At 68.3% G+C, this 16,176-nt stretch carries 17 protein-coding genes; 14 read left to right on the forward strand and 3 right to left on the reverse strand.

Annotated features, from left to right (window positions below; all coding sequences use genetic code 11):
• The 7 genes from KIT53_RS17760 (at position 1) to KIT53_RS17790 (ending at position 4,890) form a co-directional block, all read left to right on the forward strand.
• Positions 1-573 (forward strand): TRAP transporter small permease, encoded by a 573-nt coding sequence (locus KIT53_RS17760; RefSeq protein WP_297755458.1) that lies wholly within the window; start codon positions 1-3, stop codon positions 571-573.
• Positions 566-1,885 carry a TRAP transporter large permease gene (locus KIT53_RS17765; protein ID WP_297755461.1) on the forward strand — a complete coding sequence of 440 codons (1,320 nt, stop codon included), beginning with the start codon at positions 566-568 and terminating at the stop codon, positions 1,883-1,885. The genes KIT53_RS17760 and KIT53_RS17765 overlap by 8 nt, the downstream gene beginning before the upstream one ends.
• Positions 1,886-1,896: 11 nt before the next feature.
• A complete protein-coding gene (locus KIT53_RS17770; protein ID WP_297755576.1) occupies positions 1,897-2,199 on the forward strand; it encodes a YciI family protein in 303 nt (100 codons plus the stop codon).
• Positions 2,200-2,213: 14 nt separating this feature from the next.
• On the forward strand, positions 2,214-2,522 hold the full coding sequence (locus KIT53_RS17775; RefSeq protein WP_297755464.1) for a Dabb family protein: 309 nt from the start codon (positions 2,214-2,216) through the stop codon (positions 2,520-2,522).
• Between the two features lie 34 nt (positions 2,523-2,556).
• Positions 2,557-3,192 carry a nuclear transport factor 2 family protein gene (locus KIT53_RS17780; RefSeq protein WP_297755467.1) on the forward strand — a complete coding sequence of 212 codons (636 nt, stop codon included), beginning with the start codon at positions 2,557-2,559 and terminating at the stop codon, positions 3,190-3,192.
• A 64-nt stretch (positions 3,193-3,256) separates the two neighbouring features.
• Positions 3,257-4,276: a tripartite tricarboxylate transporter substrate binding protein gene (locus KIT53_RS17785; RefSeq protein WP_297755469.1), complete on the forward strand. Its 1,020-nt coding sequence runs from the start codon at positions 3,257-3,259 to the stop codon at positions 4,274-4,276.
• 29 nt (positions 4,277-4,305) lie between these two features.
• On the forward strand, positions 4,306-4,890 hold the full coding sequence (locus tag KIT53_RS17790; protein ID WP_297755472.1) for a malonic semialdehyde reductase: 585 nt from the start codon (positions 4,306-4,308) through the stop codon (positions 4,888-4,890).
• A gap of 388 nt (positions 4,891-5,278) precedes the next feature.
• Here the strand turns inward: KIT53_RS17790 and KIT53_RS17795 are convergent, their stop codons facing one another.
• Positions 5,279-6,166 carry a LysR substrate-binding domain-containing protein gene (locus KIT53_RS17795; protein ID WP_297755476.1) on the reverse strand — a complete coding sequence of 296 codons (888 nt, stop codon included), beginning with the start codon at positions 6,164-6,166 and terminating at the stop codon, positions 5,279-5,281.
• Positions 6,167-6,282: 116 nt separating this feature from the next.
• Between KIT53_RS17795 and KIT53_RS17800 the strand changes: the two genes are divergently transcribed.
• Genes KIT53_RS17800 through KIT53_RS17820 form a run of 5 tightly spaced genes read left to right on the forward strand, consistent with a single transcriptional unit; the run spans position 6,283 to position 11,338 of the window.
• On the forward strand, positions 6,283-7,179 hold the full coding sequence (locus KIT53_RS17800) for a dioxygenase (protein ID WP_297755479.1): 897 nt from the start codon (positions 6,283-6,285) through the stop codon (positions 7,177-7,179).
• A 43-nt stretch (positions 7,180-7,222) separates the two neighbouring features.
• Positions 7,223-8,038 carry a citryl-CoA lyase gene (locus KIT53_RS17805; RefSeq protein WP_297755483.1) on the forward strand — a complete coding sequence of 272 codons (816 nt, stop codon included), beginning with the start codon at positions 7,223-7,225 and terminating at the stop codon, positions 8,036-8,038.
• Positions 8,039-8,048: 10 nt separating this feature from the next.
• Positions 8,049-9,212, forward strand: a complete 1,164-nt coding sequence (locus KIT53_RS17810; RefSeq protein WP_297755485.1) for a CoA transferase — start codon at positions 8,049-8,051, stop codon at positions 9,210-9,212.
• On the forward strand, positions 9,209-10,204 hold the full coding sequence (locus tag KIT53_RS17815; RefSeq protein ID WP_297755489.1) for a tripartite tricarboxylate transporter substrate binding protein: 996 nt from the start codon (positions 9,209-9,211) through the stop codon (positions 10,202-10,204). Before KIT53_RS17810 ends, KIT53_RS17815 begins: the two co-directional genes overlap by 4 nt.
• A 48-nt stretch (positions 10,205-10,252) precedes the next feature.
• Positions 10,253-11,338 (forward strand): C4-dicarboxylate TRAP transporter substrate-binding protein, encoded by a 1,086-nt coding sequence (locus KIT53_RS17820; protein ID WP_297755492.1) that lies wholly within the window; start codon positions 10,253-10,255, stop codon positions 11,336-11,338.
• Positions 11,339-12,208: 870 nt separating this feature from the next.
• Here the strand turns inward: KIT53_RS17820 and KIT53_RS17825 are convergent.
• Together KIT53_RS17825 and KIT53_RS17830 are read right to left on the reverse strand one after the other, a co-directional pair.
• Positions 12,209-13,543 (reverse strand): type II toxin-antitoxin system HipA family toxin, encoded by a 1,335-nt coding sequence (locus KIT53_RS17825; RefSeq protein ID WP_297755495.1) that lies wholly within the window; start codon positions 13,541-13,543, stop codon positions 12,209-12,211.
• Entirely contained in the window at positions 13,540-13,887 is a 348-nt protein-coding gene (locus KIT53_RS17830; protein ID WP_297755498.1) for a helix-turn-helix domain-containing protein, read from the reverse strand. Before KIT53_RS17830 ends, KIT53_RS17825 begins: the two co-directional genes overlap by 4 nt.
• A gap of 259 nt (positions 13,888-14,146) precedes the next feature.
• Here KIT53_RS17830 and imuA point away from each other — a divergent pair, with 259 nt between their 5' ends.
• Together imuA and KIT53_RS17840 are read left to right on the forward strand one after the other, a co-directional pair.
• Positions 14,147-14,893 carry a translesion DNA synthesis-associated protein ImuA gene (gene imuA, locus KIT53_RS17835; RefSeq protein WP_297755501.1) on the forward strand — a complete coding sequence of 249 codons (747 nt, stop codon included), beginning with the start codon at positions 14,147-14,149 and terminating at the stop codon, positions 14,891-14,893.
• Positions 14,835-16,163, forward strand: coding sequence for a DNA polymerase Y family protein (locus KIT53_RS17840; RefSeq protein WP_297755504.1), 1,329 nt, complete (start codon positions 14,835-14,837; stop codon positions 16,161-16,163). The genes imuA and KIT53_RS17840 overlap by 59 nt, the downstream gene beginning before the upstream one ends.
• Positions 16,164-16,176 lie beyond the last annotated feature (13 nt).

Here is a 16,176-nt window from a genome sequence, read left to right on the forward strand (position 1 = left end):
ATGTCCTACGAAGCCAACACAGACCTGGAGGCCGCGCCGGTGCCGTCGGCCCCCAGCAGCCCTTTCGGGTACCTGGTCGATGGCCTCAACGGCCTGGGCTCGCTGGTGATCGCGGCGGTCATGGTGCTGATGTGCGCCGACGTCTTCATGCGCAATGCCTTCAACCAGCCCATCGACGGCGTGGCCGAGATGGTGGCCATGTCCATCATCGTCATCGTTTTCCTGCAACTGCCTTCCACGCTGCGCCACGGGCGCATGAGCCGCGCGGACCTGTTCCTGGACCCCTTCATGCTGAAGCGGCCTCGCGCCGGCCTGCGCCTGCGGGCGCTGTTCTCGGTCTTTGGCGTGTTTGCCTGCGCGGTGATCGCCTACGCCACCTGGCCGTTGCTCATGCGGGCCTGGGGCGACAACGAGTTCCTCGGCATCGAGGGCGTGTTCACGTTCCCGACCTGGCCCATGCGCTTCGTCGTGACGCTGGGCGCGGCGCTGGCCGCCGTCCAGTACGCGCTGCTGGTCTGGCACGACCTGAGCGACAGTGCGCGGGCCGCCGCGCATGGAGCCGGCCATGAGTGAACTGATGATCGGCTTCATGGCCATCGGCCTCATGCTGGCCGGCATCGTGCTGGGCATGCACATCGGCGTGGCGCTCATCGTCACGTCCTTCGTCAGCGTGTGGTTGATCCGCTCGCCCGAGATCGCCGCGCGCTTCGTTGGCGCCGCGGCCAACGACGCCATCCGCGACTACCTCTTTGGCGTGGTGCCGCTGTTCGTGCTCATGGGCATGTTCGTCAGCGTCTCCGGCGTGGGGCGTGACACGTTCGACGTGTTCCAGTGGCTGCTGCGCCGCCTGCGCGGCGGCCTGGGCCTGGCCACCGTGGGCGCCAATGCGGTGTTCGCCGCCATCACCGGCATCTCCATCGCCTCGGCGTCCGTGTTCACCAAGGTGGCCACGCCCGAGATGATCCGCCACGGCTACACGCCCCGCTTCTCGGTGGGGGTGGTGGCGGGTTCTTCCGTGCTGGGCATGCTGATCCCGCCGTCCCTGCTGATGATCATCTACGGCGTCCTGGCGGAGCAGTCGATCGGCCGCATGTTTCTCGCGGGGATCCTGCCTGGCATCGTCATGGCGGCGGCTTTTGCCGTCCTGATCCTCACGCTGGCCTACTTTCTGCCGCGCAAGATGTACAGCTCCGGGCGACCCAAGGAGGCCTCCAAGGGCGATGACGAGACCTGGTCCAGCGCCGCAGTCAAGTTCTTCCCCATTCTGTTGCTGGTGGTGCTGGTGCTGGGTGGCCTCTACAGCGGCTTCTTCACGCCCACGGAGGCCGGTGCGGTGGGTGCGGCGGGCTCGTTCGTGATCGCGCTGGTTCGCCGGCGCCTGACCTGGCGCAAGCTGTGGAACGTGCTTACCGAAACCGGCTATGTGTCCGTCTCGGTGCTGTTCCTCATCATCGCCGCCTCGCTCTACAGCCGCATGCTGGCCCTCACAGGCATGCCGGCGGCCATCACCACCAGCATCACCGACATGGGCCTGGGCCCCTGGGGTTTCCTGGTTGCGTACCTGGCGATCGTGATCGCGTTGGGCTGCATCATCGACTCGGTCTCCATCATGCTGATCATGCTGCCCATCGTCCTGCCCATCGCCACCGCGTTCCAGATGGACCTGATCTGGTTTGGCGTGCTGACCGTGGTCGCGGTGGAGATCGGCCTGCTCACGCCGCCGTTCGGCGTCTCGGTCTATACCGTGAAGTCGGCTCTCAACGATCCTCGCATCACGATCAGGGATATCTTTGCCGGAACCTTCCCCTTCGTGCTCGCCATGGTGGTGGTGCTGTTCGTTCTCGCGGTGTTTCCGGGCCTGTCCACCTGGCTGGCCCGCATGTGAGTGATTCCCCAATGATCTACATCTTCCATCTTCTCGACCGGCCCGGCGCCGCGGAAATCCGCCAGCGCGTGCGGCCGCAGCACAAGGCCTACCTGGCGCAGCAGGCCGAACGCATCGCGTTCGCGGGTCCCCTGCTGGCCGACGACGGCCAGACCATGGTGGGCAGCCTGCTCGCCATCGATTTCCCCGACCGCGACGCAGCCCTGCGCTGGCTGGCCGAAGAGCCCTTCACGCAGGCGGGTGTCTACGCGGCCAGTGCCGTGCACGCCTTCGCCAACCTGTGGCCGCAGAAGGTGGGCTTTCCGCCCGCGTGATGTGTCCGAGGCCCATGAGCATGATCAAGCACATCGTCATGTGGAACATCCGCGGCGCGACCGCGGCAGAGAAGGACGCCAACCTGCGCCGCCTCAAGAGCGCCTTCGAAGGCATGCGCGATCGCATCCCGGGCCTGTTGCGGCTGGAGATCGGCGTTGACGAGAGCCGCGTGGACTACGCCTGCGACGTCGTGCTGTATTCCGAATTCGCCACGCGCCAGGCGCTCAGCGACTATGCTGACCACCCCGAGCATCTGCGCGTGCGCCGCGAACTGGAAGGGCTGCGCATCGCACGCCACCAGGTGGATTTCGAAACCCCTTGAAGACAGCCCACCCATCACAAGAAAGGAGACCTGCGTGCAGGACAAACTGAAAGACGAACTGCTGATCCGCCAGATGGTGGAGCGCTGGGCCGTGTGGCGCGATGCGGGCGACTGGGAGCGCTTCGCCACGGTCTGGCACCCGCAGGGCGTGATGATGGCCACCTGGTTCCAGGGGCCGTTCGCGGACTTCATCCGTGTCACGCAGGAGGGCTGGGCCAAGGGCGTGAGCATCCTGCATTTCCTGGGCGGCTCGGCCATTGAAGTCGAAGGCGACCGCGCCATCGCGCAGACCAAGATGACCATCTCCCAGCGTGGCATGGTCGAAGGCCGCGATGGTCCCGTGTTGTGCGACGTGGTCTGCACCGGTCGTTTCTACGACTTCGTGGTGCGCCACGAAGGCCAGTGGAAGCTGCTGCACCGCCAGCCCATCTACGAGAAGGACCGCATCGACCCGCTGGACGCCAATGCCACGCTGGTGCTGGACCAGAAGGCCCTGGCGGAACTGCCCGAGGGCTACCGCCACCTGGCCTACATCCAGACGCGCATTGGCTACAAGGTCAAGATGGACATGCCCATGCTCAAGGGCCCCGTGGTGGAAGAGCTCTACCGCCGTGGCGCGCGCTGGCTCGCTGGCGGCGACCTGGAGCGCGAGGTGAATCCACCCGGTTGAGGCGATGCGGCGGGCACGGGCCGCACCCACCGTGCCAGACCACAACCACAGGAGACAAGACACCATGAACGCACTCTTCACGAGGGGCGATGGGCCCGCTTTGCCCTCTCGCCGCCAACTGCTGGCGACCGTGCCCTGCGTCGCACTGGCGTCGATGGTGCCCGGCGCCGCATGGGCCCAGGCCAACTACCCCAACCGGCCCATACGTGTCATCGTTCCGCAGCCACCGGGCGGCGGCTTCGACTTCGTGGGCCGTGCCCTGGCCGACCGCCTAGCCACGCCGCTGGGCCAGGCGGTGGTGGTGGAGAACCGCACCGGCTCGGGCACCCTGGTCGGCACCGATGCCGCCGCCAAGGCCGCGCCCGACGGCTACACGCTGCTCACCGGCTCGGTGTCCAACATGGTCCTGAACATGGGCCTGTACAAGAACCTGCCCTACGACAGCCTGAAAGACTTCGAACCCGTGGGGCTGGCGGTGAGCTACAGCTACACCCTGCTGGCGCGCAACGGTCTGCCGTTCAACAACCTGGCCGAGCTGGTGGCCCATGCCAAGGCGAACCCAGGCAAGCTGACCTACGCGTCCGCGGGCAACGGCTCCGGCCAGCACGTGCTCGCCGCCGCGCTGTGGAACCAGGCTGGCGTGGACATCGTGCACGTGCCCTACCGGGGCGCGCAGGCCGCCTATGCCGACCTGCTGGGCGATCGCGTGGACCTGTTCTTCGACCTCACGCCCACCACCCGCGCGCACGTGGAGACCGGCAAGCTCAAGGCCATCGCCGTCTCCAGCGCCGCGCGCAACCCCATGCAGGCTTCGGTGCCCACCATCAACGAGTCCGGCGTGGTCAAGCTCGACCTGGAGTCCTGGTTCGGCTACTTCGCCCCGAGCAAGACCCCGCCGGATGTGCTGGAGCGCCTGCGCACCGAACTGGCCAAGGTGATAGCCTCACCCGAACTCATGGAGACCTTCCGCAAGGCCGGTGGGACCCCGATGAGCATCGGCGTTGCCGACGCGAAGGCCATGCTGGCACGCGACGTGCAACGCTGGACCGGCCTCATCCGGGCCGCCAACATCAGCCTCGACTGATCCGTTCCTTTCTTCACTTGAACCACACCATGACCATAGACGCCCAAGCCCTGGACCAGATCTTCCTCAAGGCCCGCACCGCCAACGGCTTCATCGACAAGCCAGTGCCCGAGAGCCTCCTTCGCCAGGTGTACGACGTCGCCCGCATGGGGCCGACGTCCATGAACACCCAGCCCACGCGCTATGTCTTCCTGAACTCGGCCGCGTCGCGCGCGCGCCTGCTGCCCGCGCTCACGCCCGGCAACCTGGACAAGACGCGCGATGCGCCGGTGACCGTCATCGTGGCCACCGACACGAAGTTCTACGAGTTCATGCCCCAGGTCTGGCACCGCGAAGGCGCAAAGGAAAACTTCGAGAACAACCCGGCGATGAGCGAAGCCACGGCCACGCGCAACGGCACGCTGGGCGGCGCCTACTTCATCATTGCCGCGCGCGCCCTGGGCCTGGACTGCGGCCCCATGAGCGGCGTGGACCTGGCCAAGGTGAATGCGGAGTTCTTCCCCGACGGCCGCTGGCGCGCCAACTTCCTCATCAACCTGGGTTACGGCGACGACAGCAAACTCTTCGACCGGAACAAGCGCCTGAGCTTCGAGCAGGCTTGCCAACTGCTCTGACTCTGGGCGGATGACGTCTGCCCCCAGGGCTTTGACAGTCTGACCTCGCGAAGGCTTCGACAGGCTCAGCCCGAACGGGAGGGGGCAGCCCGAACGGGAGGGGGGTGGCCCGAACGGGAGCGACCCGCCCGAACGTAAGGGGCTATTCCCATGTGAGATGGAGCGCCCGCACCCCGTTCGCCCTGAGCTTGTCGAAGGGCATACACAGACAGATCGCGCGAGGGCTTCGACAAGCTCAGCCCGAACGGGGGGGAGCGGCCCGAACGGGGGGGAGCGGCCCGAACGGGCGGGGGTGGCCCGAACGGGAGGGAGGCAGCCCTGACGGGAGGAGTTCGGCCCGAGATGGAGAGGGCGCCACCCGAACGGCAGCGGTTCAGCGGGGAGGGGCTCAGCTCGATGGCCCCATGGCGGCGCGGCGGATCACGGAGGCCATGTGCTTCACCATGGGCGAGCGGTTCGCTCCCTTTTTCCAGAGCAGGCCAGGTGTGCGGATCGGCGTCGGGTCTTCGATGGGGACCACGCGCAGGTCGGGCGAGGGCGTGACCGCGGTTTCCGCGATGATGCCGGCCAGGTCGGTCTGGCGGATCAGCTCGATCATCGGCGCGATCGAGTTGAGTTCGGCCATCACCCGAGGTTGCGCGCCTGCGGCCTCGAAGCAGTCGTCCAGCAGCTTGCGGGTGGAGAACTGCGTTGGCAGCAGCACCATGCGGCAGTGGTTGAGTTCGATCATGCGCACGCGGCGGCGCCGCGCCAGCGGGTGGGCGCTGGCCACCACCAGCCGCAGTTCCTCGTTGTAGAGCGGCTCGAACCAGAGCTCTGGCCGATCGTCCGGGCGGTAGGACACTCCCAGGTCCAGGTGGCCGCTGGCCAGGCGCCGGGCGATCAGTTCGGCCGAGAGCTCTTCCACGCTCACGCGGATGCCCGGGTGATGGCTGACGAACGACGAGACGCACAGCGGCACCAGGCGGGTGTTGAAGCTGTGCGTGGCGCCGATGCGCAGTTCGCCCACCAGCGCCTCGGGGGCCTGCCGGATCGATTGCAGGCCGCGGTCGATCTGCTGCAGCGCGGGCACCAGATGGCTGCGCAGCATCTCGCCGGCCTCGGTCAGCGCCACGCGCTTGTGGCTGCGGTCGAACAGCACCATCCCCAGTTCTTCCTCCAGTTGCCGGATCTGGTGCGACAAGGTCGATTGCGTCACGTGCAGGCGCTCCGCCGCCCGCGTGAAGTTCTGCGTCTCGGCAACGGCATCGAAGTAGCGCAGGTGCCTGAGTTCCATCACGTTCTCCTGATCCTCGATAGCATCGATGCCGTCGATGATACCGGTCGAAATTCATCACTTCCATCGTCGAAAAACCCACCCTAGACTGCAGCCACAAAACAGGAGACACAGACATGGCTCAACACGAAGCCGCAGACCTCACGCAGGCCGTTCTCGATCGCCTGGCGGATTGCCAGGACCCCCGTTTCAAGCAGGTGATGAGCGCGCTCATCCGCCACGCCCACGCCTTTGTGCGTGAGGTGGAGCTCACCGAGGCCGAGTGGATGACCGCCATCGGTTTTCTCACCGAGACCGGGAAGACCTGCGACGACAAGCGCCAGGAGTTCATCCTGTTGTCGGACACCCTGGGCATTTCCATGCTGGTGGTGGCCCTCAATCAGCTCAAGGCGGCGCGCGCCTTCCAGGCCCAGGGCGGTGGTGCCAGCACGCCCACGGAGGCCACGGTGCAGGGGCCTTTCTACTGGGAGGGGGCGCCCGAGCTGGAACTGGGCAGCGACATTGGCCAGAGCATGCCTGGCGAGCCCGCCTACTACCACGGCCGCGTGACCGACACCGAGGGCCAACCCATCGCCAACTGCTGCCTGGACGTGTGGTCTGGCGATGGCGAGGGCGTGTACGACATGCAGATGGGCGAAGACGCCGGCATGCGCCTGCGTGCGCGCTTCCACACCGACGCGCAAGGCCGCTACCGCTTCTGGTCCATCAAACCGTCGTACTACCCGGTGCCCGACGACGGGCCGGTGGGTGCCATGCTGCGGCGCATGGGCCGCCACCCCAACCGCCCGGGCCACATCCACATGAAGGTGTACGCGCCAGGCCATCAGCCCGTGACCACGCACCTCTTCGTCGCCGACAGCCCCTACCTGGACTCGGACGCGGTCTTTGGCGTGCGCAACAGCCTGATCGTGCCGTTTGCCGCGCACCCGCCTGGCGAGGCGCCCGATGGCCGCCACATGAACATCCCGTACCACAGCGCGACCTACGACTTCCGCCTGGTGCGTGCGGCCTGAGCGTGCGCACCGCGCCCTTTCTGCAACCAACCGGAGATTTCTTTTGAAGATAGGCAAGGCCACCGTGCCGCAGTCGGCCATCTGTGCCTCCAACCCCGACGCCATCGTGGTGCGGGGCCAGGACCTCTGCCAGGACCTGATCGGGCAGGTGAATTTCGCCGACTACTTCTACCTGCTGCTCACCGGCCGCCGGCCCGATGCGCCGGCCAGCGCGGTGCTCAACGCCACGCTGGTGGCGATTGCCGAACACGGCCTCGTGCCCAGTGTGCAGGCGGCGCGCATGACGCTGGCCGCGGCCCCGGATGCGCTTCAGGGCGCCGTGGCTGCGGGCATCCTGGGCTGCGGCTCTGTGATCCTGGGGGCCTCGGAAACCGCGGGCCGCCTGTTCGATGAGATCGACCGCGCCGCGCCCGCGCACGGCGGCGACATCACCGCCGCCGCGCGCGCCGTGGTGAGCGAATGGCGCGCGCGCAAGCAGGCTGTGCCCGGCTACGGGCATCCGCTGCACAAAGCGCGCGACCCACGCGTATCGGCGCTGTTCCGCGTGTCGCTGCAGGCGGGAGGTGGCCAGCGCTTCGTGCAGATCGCCGAGGCGGTGGAGACCGTGTTGCCGGAGTTGCTGGGCAAGGAGCTCAAGCTCAACGTGTCGGCGGCCATTCCCGCTGTGCTGCTGGGCGTGGGCTTTCCGCTCAACGCGCTCAAGGGCGTGCCCATGCTGGCGCGCTGCGCCGGGCTCATTGCCCACATGAGCGAGGAGCTGGAAGACCCGATCGGTTTTGCGCTGTCCTACCAGGCCACGCGCGAACAACGCTACACCGGCGTGCTCCCGGAGGGCTTCGTGCCCGACCAGAAAGTGTGAAGGCTCGGCCATGACCCAGGTTCTTCAAGGTCTGCGGGTGGTGGAGCACGGCACGTTCATCACCGGGCCGGCCGCTTCGATGATGCTGGCCGACATGGGCGCCGAGGTGGTGAAGGTGGAACTGCCCGGCACCGGCGATCCGTTCCGCGCTTTCAAGGGTGGGCTCTACAGCCCTCACTACCAGACCTACAACCGCAACAAGCACAGTGTGGCGCTGGACACGCGCAAACCCGAAGACCGCGACACCTTCGACCGGCTCATCGAGGGCGCGGACGTCTACATCCAGAACTTCCGCCCTGGTTTTGCCGAGCAGATCCACGCCGGCGAGGAGCGCCTGCGCGCGCTCAACGGGCGTCTGGTGTACTGCGCCATCAGCGGCTTCGGCCAGGACGGTCCGGCGGCCAGCCGCCCCAGCTACGACACGGTCGCGCAGGCCGCCAGTGGTTACCTGCGCCTGCTGGTCAACCCGGCCAACCCGCGCGTGGTGGGGCCGGCCATTGCCGATGCCATGACCGGCTACTACGCCGCCTTTGGCATCCTGGGCGCGCTGTACGAGCGGCAGCTCAGTGGCCGCGGCCGGCGCGTGGATGTCTCGATGTTCGAGGCCATGGCGCATTTCAACCTCGACGCCTTCACGCACCTGTTCTCCGTGGGCGAGGTCATGGGGCCGTACAGCCGGCCCAGCGTGTCGCAATCCTACGTGCTCGAATGCGCCTGCGGCGGCTGGGTCGCGCTGCACATGTCCTCGCCAGAGAAGTTCTGGCAGGGTCTGGCGAACGCGATGGAGCGGCCCGACATCTTCGAGGACGAACGCTTCGCCAGCCGCCCCGGGCGCATCGCCAACCAGGATGCGCTGATCGAGCTCCTGGGCGGCATCCTCAAGGGCCGCACGCGCGACGACTGGTGCGCGCGCCTGCTGGCGCAGGATGTGCCGCACGCACCCATGTACCGCACCGACGAGGTGCCCGAGGACCCGCAGGCGCAGCACCTGCAGCTCTTCGTGGACACGCACCACCCGGTGATGGGCGCCTCGCGCACCGTGCGTTCGCCGCTGAGCTTCGACGGCCAGCGCAGCCTGGCCGTGATGCCTCCGCCGACGCTGGGCGAACACAACGCCCGCTACGCACGCGGCTGGCCCGCATCCCCATCCAACGACAACAAGGAGACCGCATGAACGAATCCCGACGCCTGCTCCGCCGGCGCGATGCCATGATCACCCTCGGTGCCGCCGCCGGCAGCCTGGTGCTGCCCGCCGCCGCCCATGCCCAGGCCTATCCGGACAAGCCGGTGCGCATGGTCGTGCCCTTCGGCCCCGGCACCACCACCGACATCATCGCGCGCGTGGTGGGCGAGGGCATGGCCCGCGAACTGGGCCAGTCCATCGTGGTGGAGAACCGCGCGGGCGCGGGCGGCACCGTGGGGTCCCAACAGGTGGCACGCGGTGCGGCCGACGGCTACCAGCTTCTCATGGGCACGGTGGGTACGCACGCGATCAACGCCACGCTGTTCCGCAACCTGGCCTACGACCCACTCAAGGACTTCACGCCCCTGGCACTGGTGGGCTACACGCCGACGATGCTGGTGGTGTCCGGCCAGGGGCCCATCAAGACCCTCGCGGACCTCAAGGCCCGCGCGGCGCAGGGGCAGGGCGTGAGTTTCGCGTCTGCCGGCAACGGCACCTCGGGCCACCTGGCCGGCGAGCTGCTCAAGGCGCGCCTGGGCGGGCAGATGCTGCACGTGCCGTACAAGGAAGGCGGCATGGCCATGAACGACGTGATGGGCGGCCGTGCCGACTTCATGTTCTACCACCCGGCCGCCGTGCTGCCGCACATGCAGGCCGGCCGGCTTCGCGCACTGGGCGCGTCCAGCGCGCAACGCAGCGCCGCAGCCAAGGACGTGCCGACCATCGCCGAGCAGATCGGCGCCGATTTCGATCTGGTGGCCTGGTTCATGCTGTACGCGCCCGCCGCCACGCCCGCGCCCGTCGTGGCGCGCCTGCGCCAGGTGGCGGCCAGCGCCCTCGCCAGTGCCGATGTGGCGCCCAAGCTGGCGGCGCAGGGTGTCGAGCAGAGGCCGCTCGCGCCCGACGCCATGGCCGCCTTTGGCCGTGCCGAAGTGGACAAATGGGCCGCACTCGTGCGGCAGTCCGGCGCCCAGGTCGATTGAGTCTTTCTTCGCGTTGACGACACCCCAGACCATAACCAGGAGACAAACATGCGACGTTCGACATTCCTTCGCCTGACGGCACTGGCCGCGGCAGTGGCGGGTCTTCCTCTGGCCGCAACGGCCCAGCAGGTGATCAACCTCACCGTGGCGTCGAGCCACCCCACCACCATCCCATGGGTGGGCTTCATTCCGCAGGTGTTCATGCCCGAGGTGGACAAGCGCCTGGCAGCGGGCGGCAAGTACAAGGTGCAGTGGCGGGAAGCCTTTGGTGGACAACTCTACAAGGCCAATGCCACCTTGACCTCGGTGGAGCAGGGCATCACCGACATCGGCTGGGTGTTCAGCTACCTGGAGCCGGCGAAGATGCCGATCAGTCAACTCAGCGTGCACACGCCCTTCGTCACCAGCGACACGCGCATCGTGTTGGGTGCGATGAACGAACTCATCGAGAAGAACCCCGCGTTCAAGAACGAGTGGGACAAGTACAACCTCGTGTTCCTGGGTGCTACCGGGTCCGACACCTACGACATCTTCACCAAATTCCCCGTGAAATCGGTCGATGACCTGCGCGGCAAGAAGATCTCGGCGCCAGGCATCCTGGGCCAGTGGCTGCGCGGCGTGGGCGCCACGCCGGTCGACGGCGCGCTCACCACCTTCTACACCGACATCCAGACCGGTGTGTCCGACGGCGTGGTGTCCCTGGCCACCGGCATCCTGCCGACCAAGATCTACGAAGTCGCGCCCTACATCACCAAGGTCAACATGGGCGTGGTGTTCTCTGGCGGCCTGGCCATCAACAAGGACACCTGGGCCAAGCTGCCGCCGGAGGTGCAGACCGCGATGCGCGAGGCCGGCGCCGAGTACTCGCGCCGCCACGGCGAGGACCTGGTGCAGCGCCACCAGGCCGCGCTGGACCGCATGGTCGAGATCGGCAAGACGCAGAACCCGCCGGTGACCGTGACCCCCCTGTCCGAAGCCGACCGCCGCAAGTGGATCGACCAGTTGCCCGCGCTGTCGCAGGAATGGGTGAAGAACAACGAAGCGCGCGGCGTGCCCGCCAAATCCTTGCTCACGCAGTACCTCACCGCCGTGAAGGCGCGCGGCGCCAAATCCGAGCGGGATTGGGAGCGCTGATCACGTCCGCTGCGAGCGGCGCTCCCTTGCTCGCCGCCGCTGGTGCACCGTCAGCCCCTTTCTGGGCAGAGCTCATGAACGCCGTTCGTCCTGGGCTGGGCCTGTCCTGAGTCTGTTGAAGGGTCTCTGCGGGCAGATTGCCGGAAGGCTTCGACAAGCTCAGCCCGAACGGGGGGTGCTCGGAGGGAAGAGGCTCAGCCCGAACGGGGGATGGGGGCTCGGATGGAATGGGCTCAGTCCGAAGGCGGAGGCTCGGTCCGAAGGCAGGTGCTCGGTCCAAAAGCAGAGGCCCGGTCCCAATGAGGAGGTGCGCATGAACACCGTTCGCCCTGAGCCTGTCGAAGGGCCTCCACGGACGGATTGCCGGAGGGCTTCGACAGGCTCAGCCCGAACGGGGGATGGGGGCTCGGATGGAGTGGGCTCAGTCCGAAGGCGGAGGCTCGGTCCGAAGGCAGGTGCCCGGTCCGAAGGCAGAGGCCCGGTCCGAAGGCAGAGGCCCGGTCCCAATGGGGAGGTGCGCATGAACACCGTTCGCCCTGAGCCTGTCGAAGGGCCTCCACGGACGGATTGCCGGAAGGCTTCGACAGGCTCAGCCCGAACGGGGGATGGGGGCTCGGATGGAATGGGTCCGGTCCAAAAGCAGAGGCCCGCTCCGAAGGTAGAGGCCAAGTCCCAATGGGGAGGCACGCACGAACACCGTTCGCCCTGAGCTTGTCGAAGGGCCTCCACGGACGGATCGTCGGAGGGCTTCGACAGGCTCAGCCCGAACGGGGGATGGGGCTCGGATGGAATGGGGCCGGTTCAAAGGTAACGGTCCGTGCCAGGTGCGGCCTGCGTGCCAGGTGCGGCCTGGCCGGCGTGTGCCGGTGGTCAGCGCGCTGGCACGCGCCCGCGCCGCCGGCCCACGGCCTGCACCGCTGGCACGGCCTGGAAATGCGCCAGCAGGCGGGCTTTCTGTTCGGGCAGCAAGGGGCTGGCCTCGATCAGCGCGGGCCAGGCTTGCAGCGCGCGCTCCACGGTTTCGCGCAGCACCGCGCGCACGCGCGTCTCCAGCAGCCCGGCGGCGTTGCAGAGCTGGCGCACCAGGGTTGGCGTGAGCTGCGCGCGATCGGGTGCGCCGGGGAAGAAGCGCAGCGCGTGGCCGCGCCCGCCCAGGTAGGCGGCGTAGGCCACGACGTCATAGGCCGGGCTCAGCGCCGGTGTGCGCCCGTCGGCGTAGACCACGCCGAAGTTCTTCACGTGCGCGTCGTAGTTGCCCAGCATCTCGTTGACCATGAGGCGGCGCAGCAGCTCGTGTGCGGCCTCGTCGCCCAGGCCCATGGACTCGCGCAGCGTCAGCAGCAGGGCAGCGTAGTTGGCGCGCTGCTGGGGGTCCTGGTACTTGTCCAGCGGGTCCAGGCCCAGCACCTGCGCGAAATCCTCGCAGTGGATGTGGCGCGCGCCGGCGCGGTCGAAGCGCTCGACGGCGAGGAAGTGCGCGCCCGTGTGCAGCGCGAAAGGGGTGTCCTGCAGCTCGATGTCGCTCACCGGGCGCAGGCTGGCGCGGCACACCTGTACGCCAGCGGCTTGCGCCAGTTGCAGGGACAGTGCTTCCACCTCGGGCAGCAGCGCGTAGTCCACGGCGGGCAGCTTGGCGATGATGTGCACACCGCTGCCGCCGTCTGCGCGCGTGCGTGCCACGTACCGCCCGCCGGCCTCCACCAGCCCCAGCTTGGGCTGTATGCCCGAGAGCGAGACGGCGCCCGCCACCGGGTCATCGACCACGCTGGCTTCCAGCGCGTCCTGGTGCTGCGTGACGATGGCCGCCGTGGCCAGGCGGCTCTGCGCCGAAGGCGTGGCACGCACCGCGCCGGGCAGGTCGTCGCCGCACATGGCCAGCAGGTCGAAGTGGTCGTCCGGCGCACAGCCGCGCAACTGTTCCAGGTGCCGGCGCAGCGGCCCTTCAGGCAGCAGGTTCTGGAAGAAGGTCGGCAGGCGTTCGCCCTGGCCGTTGAAGAACGGCTGCACCGCGTGCTGGGCCACGAAGGTGGCGCGGTCCGCGGCGTCGGCGAAACGGGCCGACCACGACAGCACCGGCGCCTGTGGATCGAGCCAGAAGCCTGGCTCGGGCTGCAGGCGGGTGATGGCGTTGGCGCCCTGGCCGTACTGGAACAGCACGCCCACCAGGCGCTGCTCCAGATGGATGTCCAGGCTGCGGAATCTCATGGCCGCGTGGGGGGTGAAGGGCGTGGGGCGGCGGGTGTGGCGGCACGGCGTTCCAGCAGCAGGCGCTCCACGTCGCTGAGCACGCGCGGGCTGCCCGTGGCCGCGGCGGGGTGGTCCGCGCTGCGCAGGGAGGCCGCCACGGTCTTGGGCACCAGGGCCAGCTCCAGCCCCAGTTCGTCGGCCAGGGCCATGAGGCTGGTGGCGCGCAACGCCGTGCGGCCTTGCAGGGCCTGGCGCACGGCCAGCGCACTCAGGCCGGTGCGCTCGGCCAGCGTCTTGTATTGCAGGCCCCGGGCGATGCGGGCGGCTTCCAGTTCGGCGGCCAGGGATTGCAGGGTTTTCATGAAGAAATTAAAGCATTTATTCAGGGTTTGGAGAAATCAAACTTTGTTTTTATGTCAAATATTTCAATACTTTGATAGTGTTTTTATAGAAAACATAACTTTAATTATCTTTCTGAGCAGGTGAGAAAAGGGCCGAAAACAGCTTCGTCCGACCATGCTGGACAGGTTTTTGGCTTTCATATACTGTATGTAGAAACAGTATTTTAAGGCCATCCCCATGCTTGCTTCATCCCCTGTGCAGAGGGGCGTTCTGCCGCCGATGCCCTCCGTATGGCGGGGCGACCAACTGGGTTCACCGGTGTCGGCTGTGTGGCCCAGCGGCTTTGCCGCGCTGGACGCGCAACTGCCCGGAGGGGGCTGGCCCGGCCATGGCCTGACCGAGATCCTCGCGCCCCTGGGTGGTGGCACGCTGGAATGGCGCCTGCTGGGCCCCGCGTTGCGCCGCATCTGCGCGGACGGCCCGCCGGTGGTGCTGGTGGGGCCGCCGCTGCAGCCCCATCCGCCGGGCCTGCGGTTCGATGGCATCGGCGCGCACCGGCTGGTCTGGGTGCGGGCCGACACGCCGGCCGAGCGCCTGTGGTCGGCCGAACAGCTCATCAAGGCCCAGGCCTGTGGCGCACTCATGGTCTGGCTGCCGCAGGCGCGGGCGGTGGAGATCCGTCGCCTGCAGGTGCTGGCCGCCGGCTTCGACGCGCCGGTGTTCGTCTGCCGGCCCAGCCGCGCGCTGCGCGAATCGTCGGCCGCGCCGCTGCGGCTGTGGGTCGAGGCCGGGCTGGACTGGACGCTGCAGGTGCGCATGGTCAAGCGCAAGGGCCCGCCGCTGGACGGCACGCTGACGCTGGCTTCCGTGCCCGGCAGCCTGCAGGCCCTCATCACCCCCCGGCTGCGCCAGCCCAGCCTGTGGGTGCCACCGCGCCAACAAGACGCAGAGAAAGAGAGCCAAGGCCATGTTGTGGTCCGCACTCCTGCCCCAGCCGAACCCCGGCACAGCCCCGCCGCCCACTGACGGCGCCGCCGCGCAGCAGCGCGCGCTGGCCATCTGGGCCCTGCAGTTCACGCCCCGCGTGGCCCTGGCCGACGAAGCCGTGCTCATGGAGGTGGACGCCAGCGTGCGCCTGTTCGGTGGCCGCCGCGCCCTGCGGGACCGCGTGCTCACGCAGGGGCGCGAACTCGGCCTGGTGGCGCGGCTTGCCTGGGCGCCCAACGGCCTGGCCGCGCTGGCGCTGGCGCGTGCCGGCATCGAGAACGGCTTGCGCCGCTCGCTCGCCGAACAGCTCGACGCCTTGCCCATGGCCACGCTGAGCGCCGTGCAGCCGCACCGCCGAACGCTGGAGCACATCGGCTGCCGCACCTTGGGTGATCTGCGTGCGCTGCCGCGCGGCGGCATCGCGCGGCGGTTTGACGCAACGCTGCTGCGGGCGCTGGACCAGGCCTATGGCCATGCACCCGAGGCGCACACCTGGGTGACGTTGCCCGAACACTTTGAAGAACGGCTCGAACTCATGGCGCGGGTGGAACAGGCGCCGGCCCTGCTGTTCGGCGCCCGGCGCCTGCTGCACCTGCTCGCGGCCTGGCTGGCCGCGCGGCGCGCGGGCGTCACCGCCTTCACGCTGCGGTGGGCGCACGACGCGATGCGCGCCCGCGCGGCCGGCGAGGGCGGTGAACTCACCCTGCGCACGGCCGAGCCCACGCGCGATGTGGAGCACCTGTGCCGCCTGTTGGCCGAACACCTCGCGCGGGTGGCGCTGGCCGCGCCCGTGGGCGAACTGACCCTGCGGGCCACCGAGGTGATGCCCCTGCACGGTGTGAGCGCCTCGCTGTTGCCCGACACCGTGCACCAGGGCGAGAAGAAGCTCGGCCTGGTGCTGGAGCGGCTGGCCGCGCGGCTGGGGCCGCAGCGCGTGGTGCGCCCGGTGCTGTGCGAAGACCACCGCCCCGAACACATGTGCCACTGGCAGCCGGCGGCGCTGCCTCTGCCGCGCAAAGGCGCTCCAGGCACCGACCTGCCGCAACCCGGCTTCATCCTGCCCCAGCCCTTGCGGCTGCTGATGCAGGACCACCGGCCGGTCTACCACGGCGCCCTGGTCTTGCTGCTGGGTCCCCAGCGCGTGGAAGCCGGCTGGTGGGACCGGCCCCCAGACGCCAACGGGTCGCCGCCGTGCACCGTGGTGCGCGACTACTGGGTGGCCTTGTCGCCCGAGGCCGGCGTGGTGTGGGTGTTCCAGGCGCGGCTGGAAGAGGGCACTGCCTGGTTTCTGCATGGGCACTTTGCCTGAGCCTGTTGACAGC

The sequence above is a fragment of the Hydrogenophaga sp. genome (genome assembly GCF_026125785.1).
Classification (GTDB): Bacteria; Pseudomonadota; Gammaproteobacteria; order Burkholderiales; family Burkholderiaceae_C; genus Hydrogenophaga.

Coding starts and splice junctions, on each gene's coding strand:
- KIT53_RS17795 (WP_297755476.1), bottom strand. CDS start 6,166: ATGGAACTCAGGCACCTGCGCTACTTCGATGCCGTTGCCGAGACGCAG.
- KIT53_RS17760 (WP_297755458.1), top strand. CDS start 1: ATGTCCTACGAAGCCAACACAGACCTGGAGGCCGCGCCGGTGCCGTCG.
- KIT53_RS17765 (WP_297755461.1), top strand. CDS start 566: ATGAGTGAACTGATGATCGGCTTCATGGCCATCGGCCTCATGCTGGCC.
- KIT53_RS17810 (WP_297755485.1), top strand. CDS start 8,049: ATGACCCAGGTTCTTCAAGGTCTGCGGGTGGTGGAGCACGGCACGTTC.
- KIT53_RS17775 (WP_297755464.1), top strand. CDS start 2,214: ATGAGCATGATCAAGCACATCGTCATGTGGAACATCCGCGGCGCGACC.
- KIT53_RS17770 (WP_297755576.1), top strand. CDS start 1,897: ATGATCTACATCTTCCATCTTCTCGACCGGCCCGGCGCCGCGGAAATC.
- KIT53_RS17785 (WP_297755469.1), top strand. CDS start 3,257: ATGAACGCACTCTTCACGAGGGGCGATGGGCCCGCTTTGCCCTCTCGC.
- KIT53_RS17840 (WP_297755504.1), top strand. CDS start 14,835: ATGTTGTGGTCCGCACTCCTGCCCCAGCCGAACCCCGGCACAGCCCCG.
- KIT53_RS17800 (WP_297755479.1), top strand. CDS start 6,283: ATGGCTCAACACGAAGCCGCAGACCTCACGCAGGCCGTTCTCGATCGC.
- KIT53_RS17790 (WP_297755472.1), top strand. CDS start 4,306: ATGACCATAGACGCCCAAGCCCTGGACCAGATCTTCCTCAAGGCCCGC.
- KIT53_RS17815 (WP_297755489.1), top strand. CDS start 9,209: ATGAACGAATCCCGACGCCTGCTCCGCCGGCGCGATGCCATGATCACC.
- KIT53_RS17820 (WP_297755492.1), top strand. CDS start 10,253: ATGCGACGTTCGACATTCCTTCGCCTGACGGCACTGGCCGCGGCAGTG.
- imuA (WP_297755501.1), top strand. CDS start 14,147: ATGCCCTCCGTATGGCGGGGCGACCAACTGGGTTCACCGGTGTCGGCT.
- KIT53_RS17830 (WP_297755498.1), bottom strand. CDS start 13,887: ATGAAAACCCTGCAATCCCTGGCCGCCGAACTGGAAGCCGCCCGCATC.
- KIT53_RS17825 (WP_297755495.1), bottom strand. CDS start 13,543: ATGAGATTCCGCAGCCTGGACATCCATCTGGAGCAGCGCCTGGTGGGC.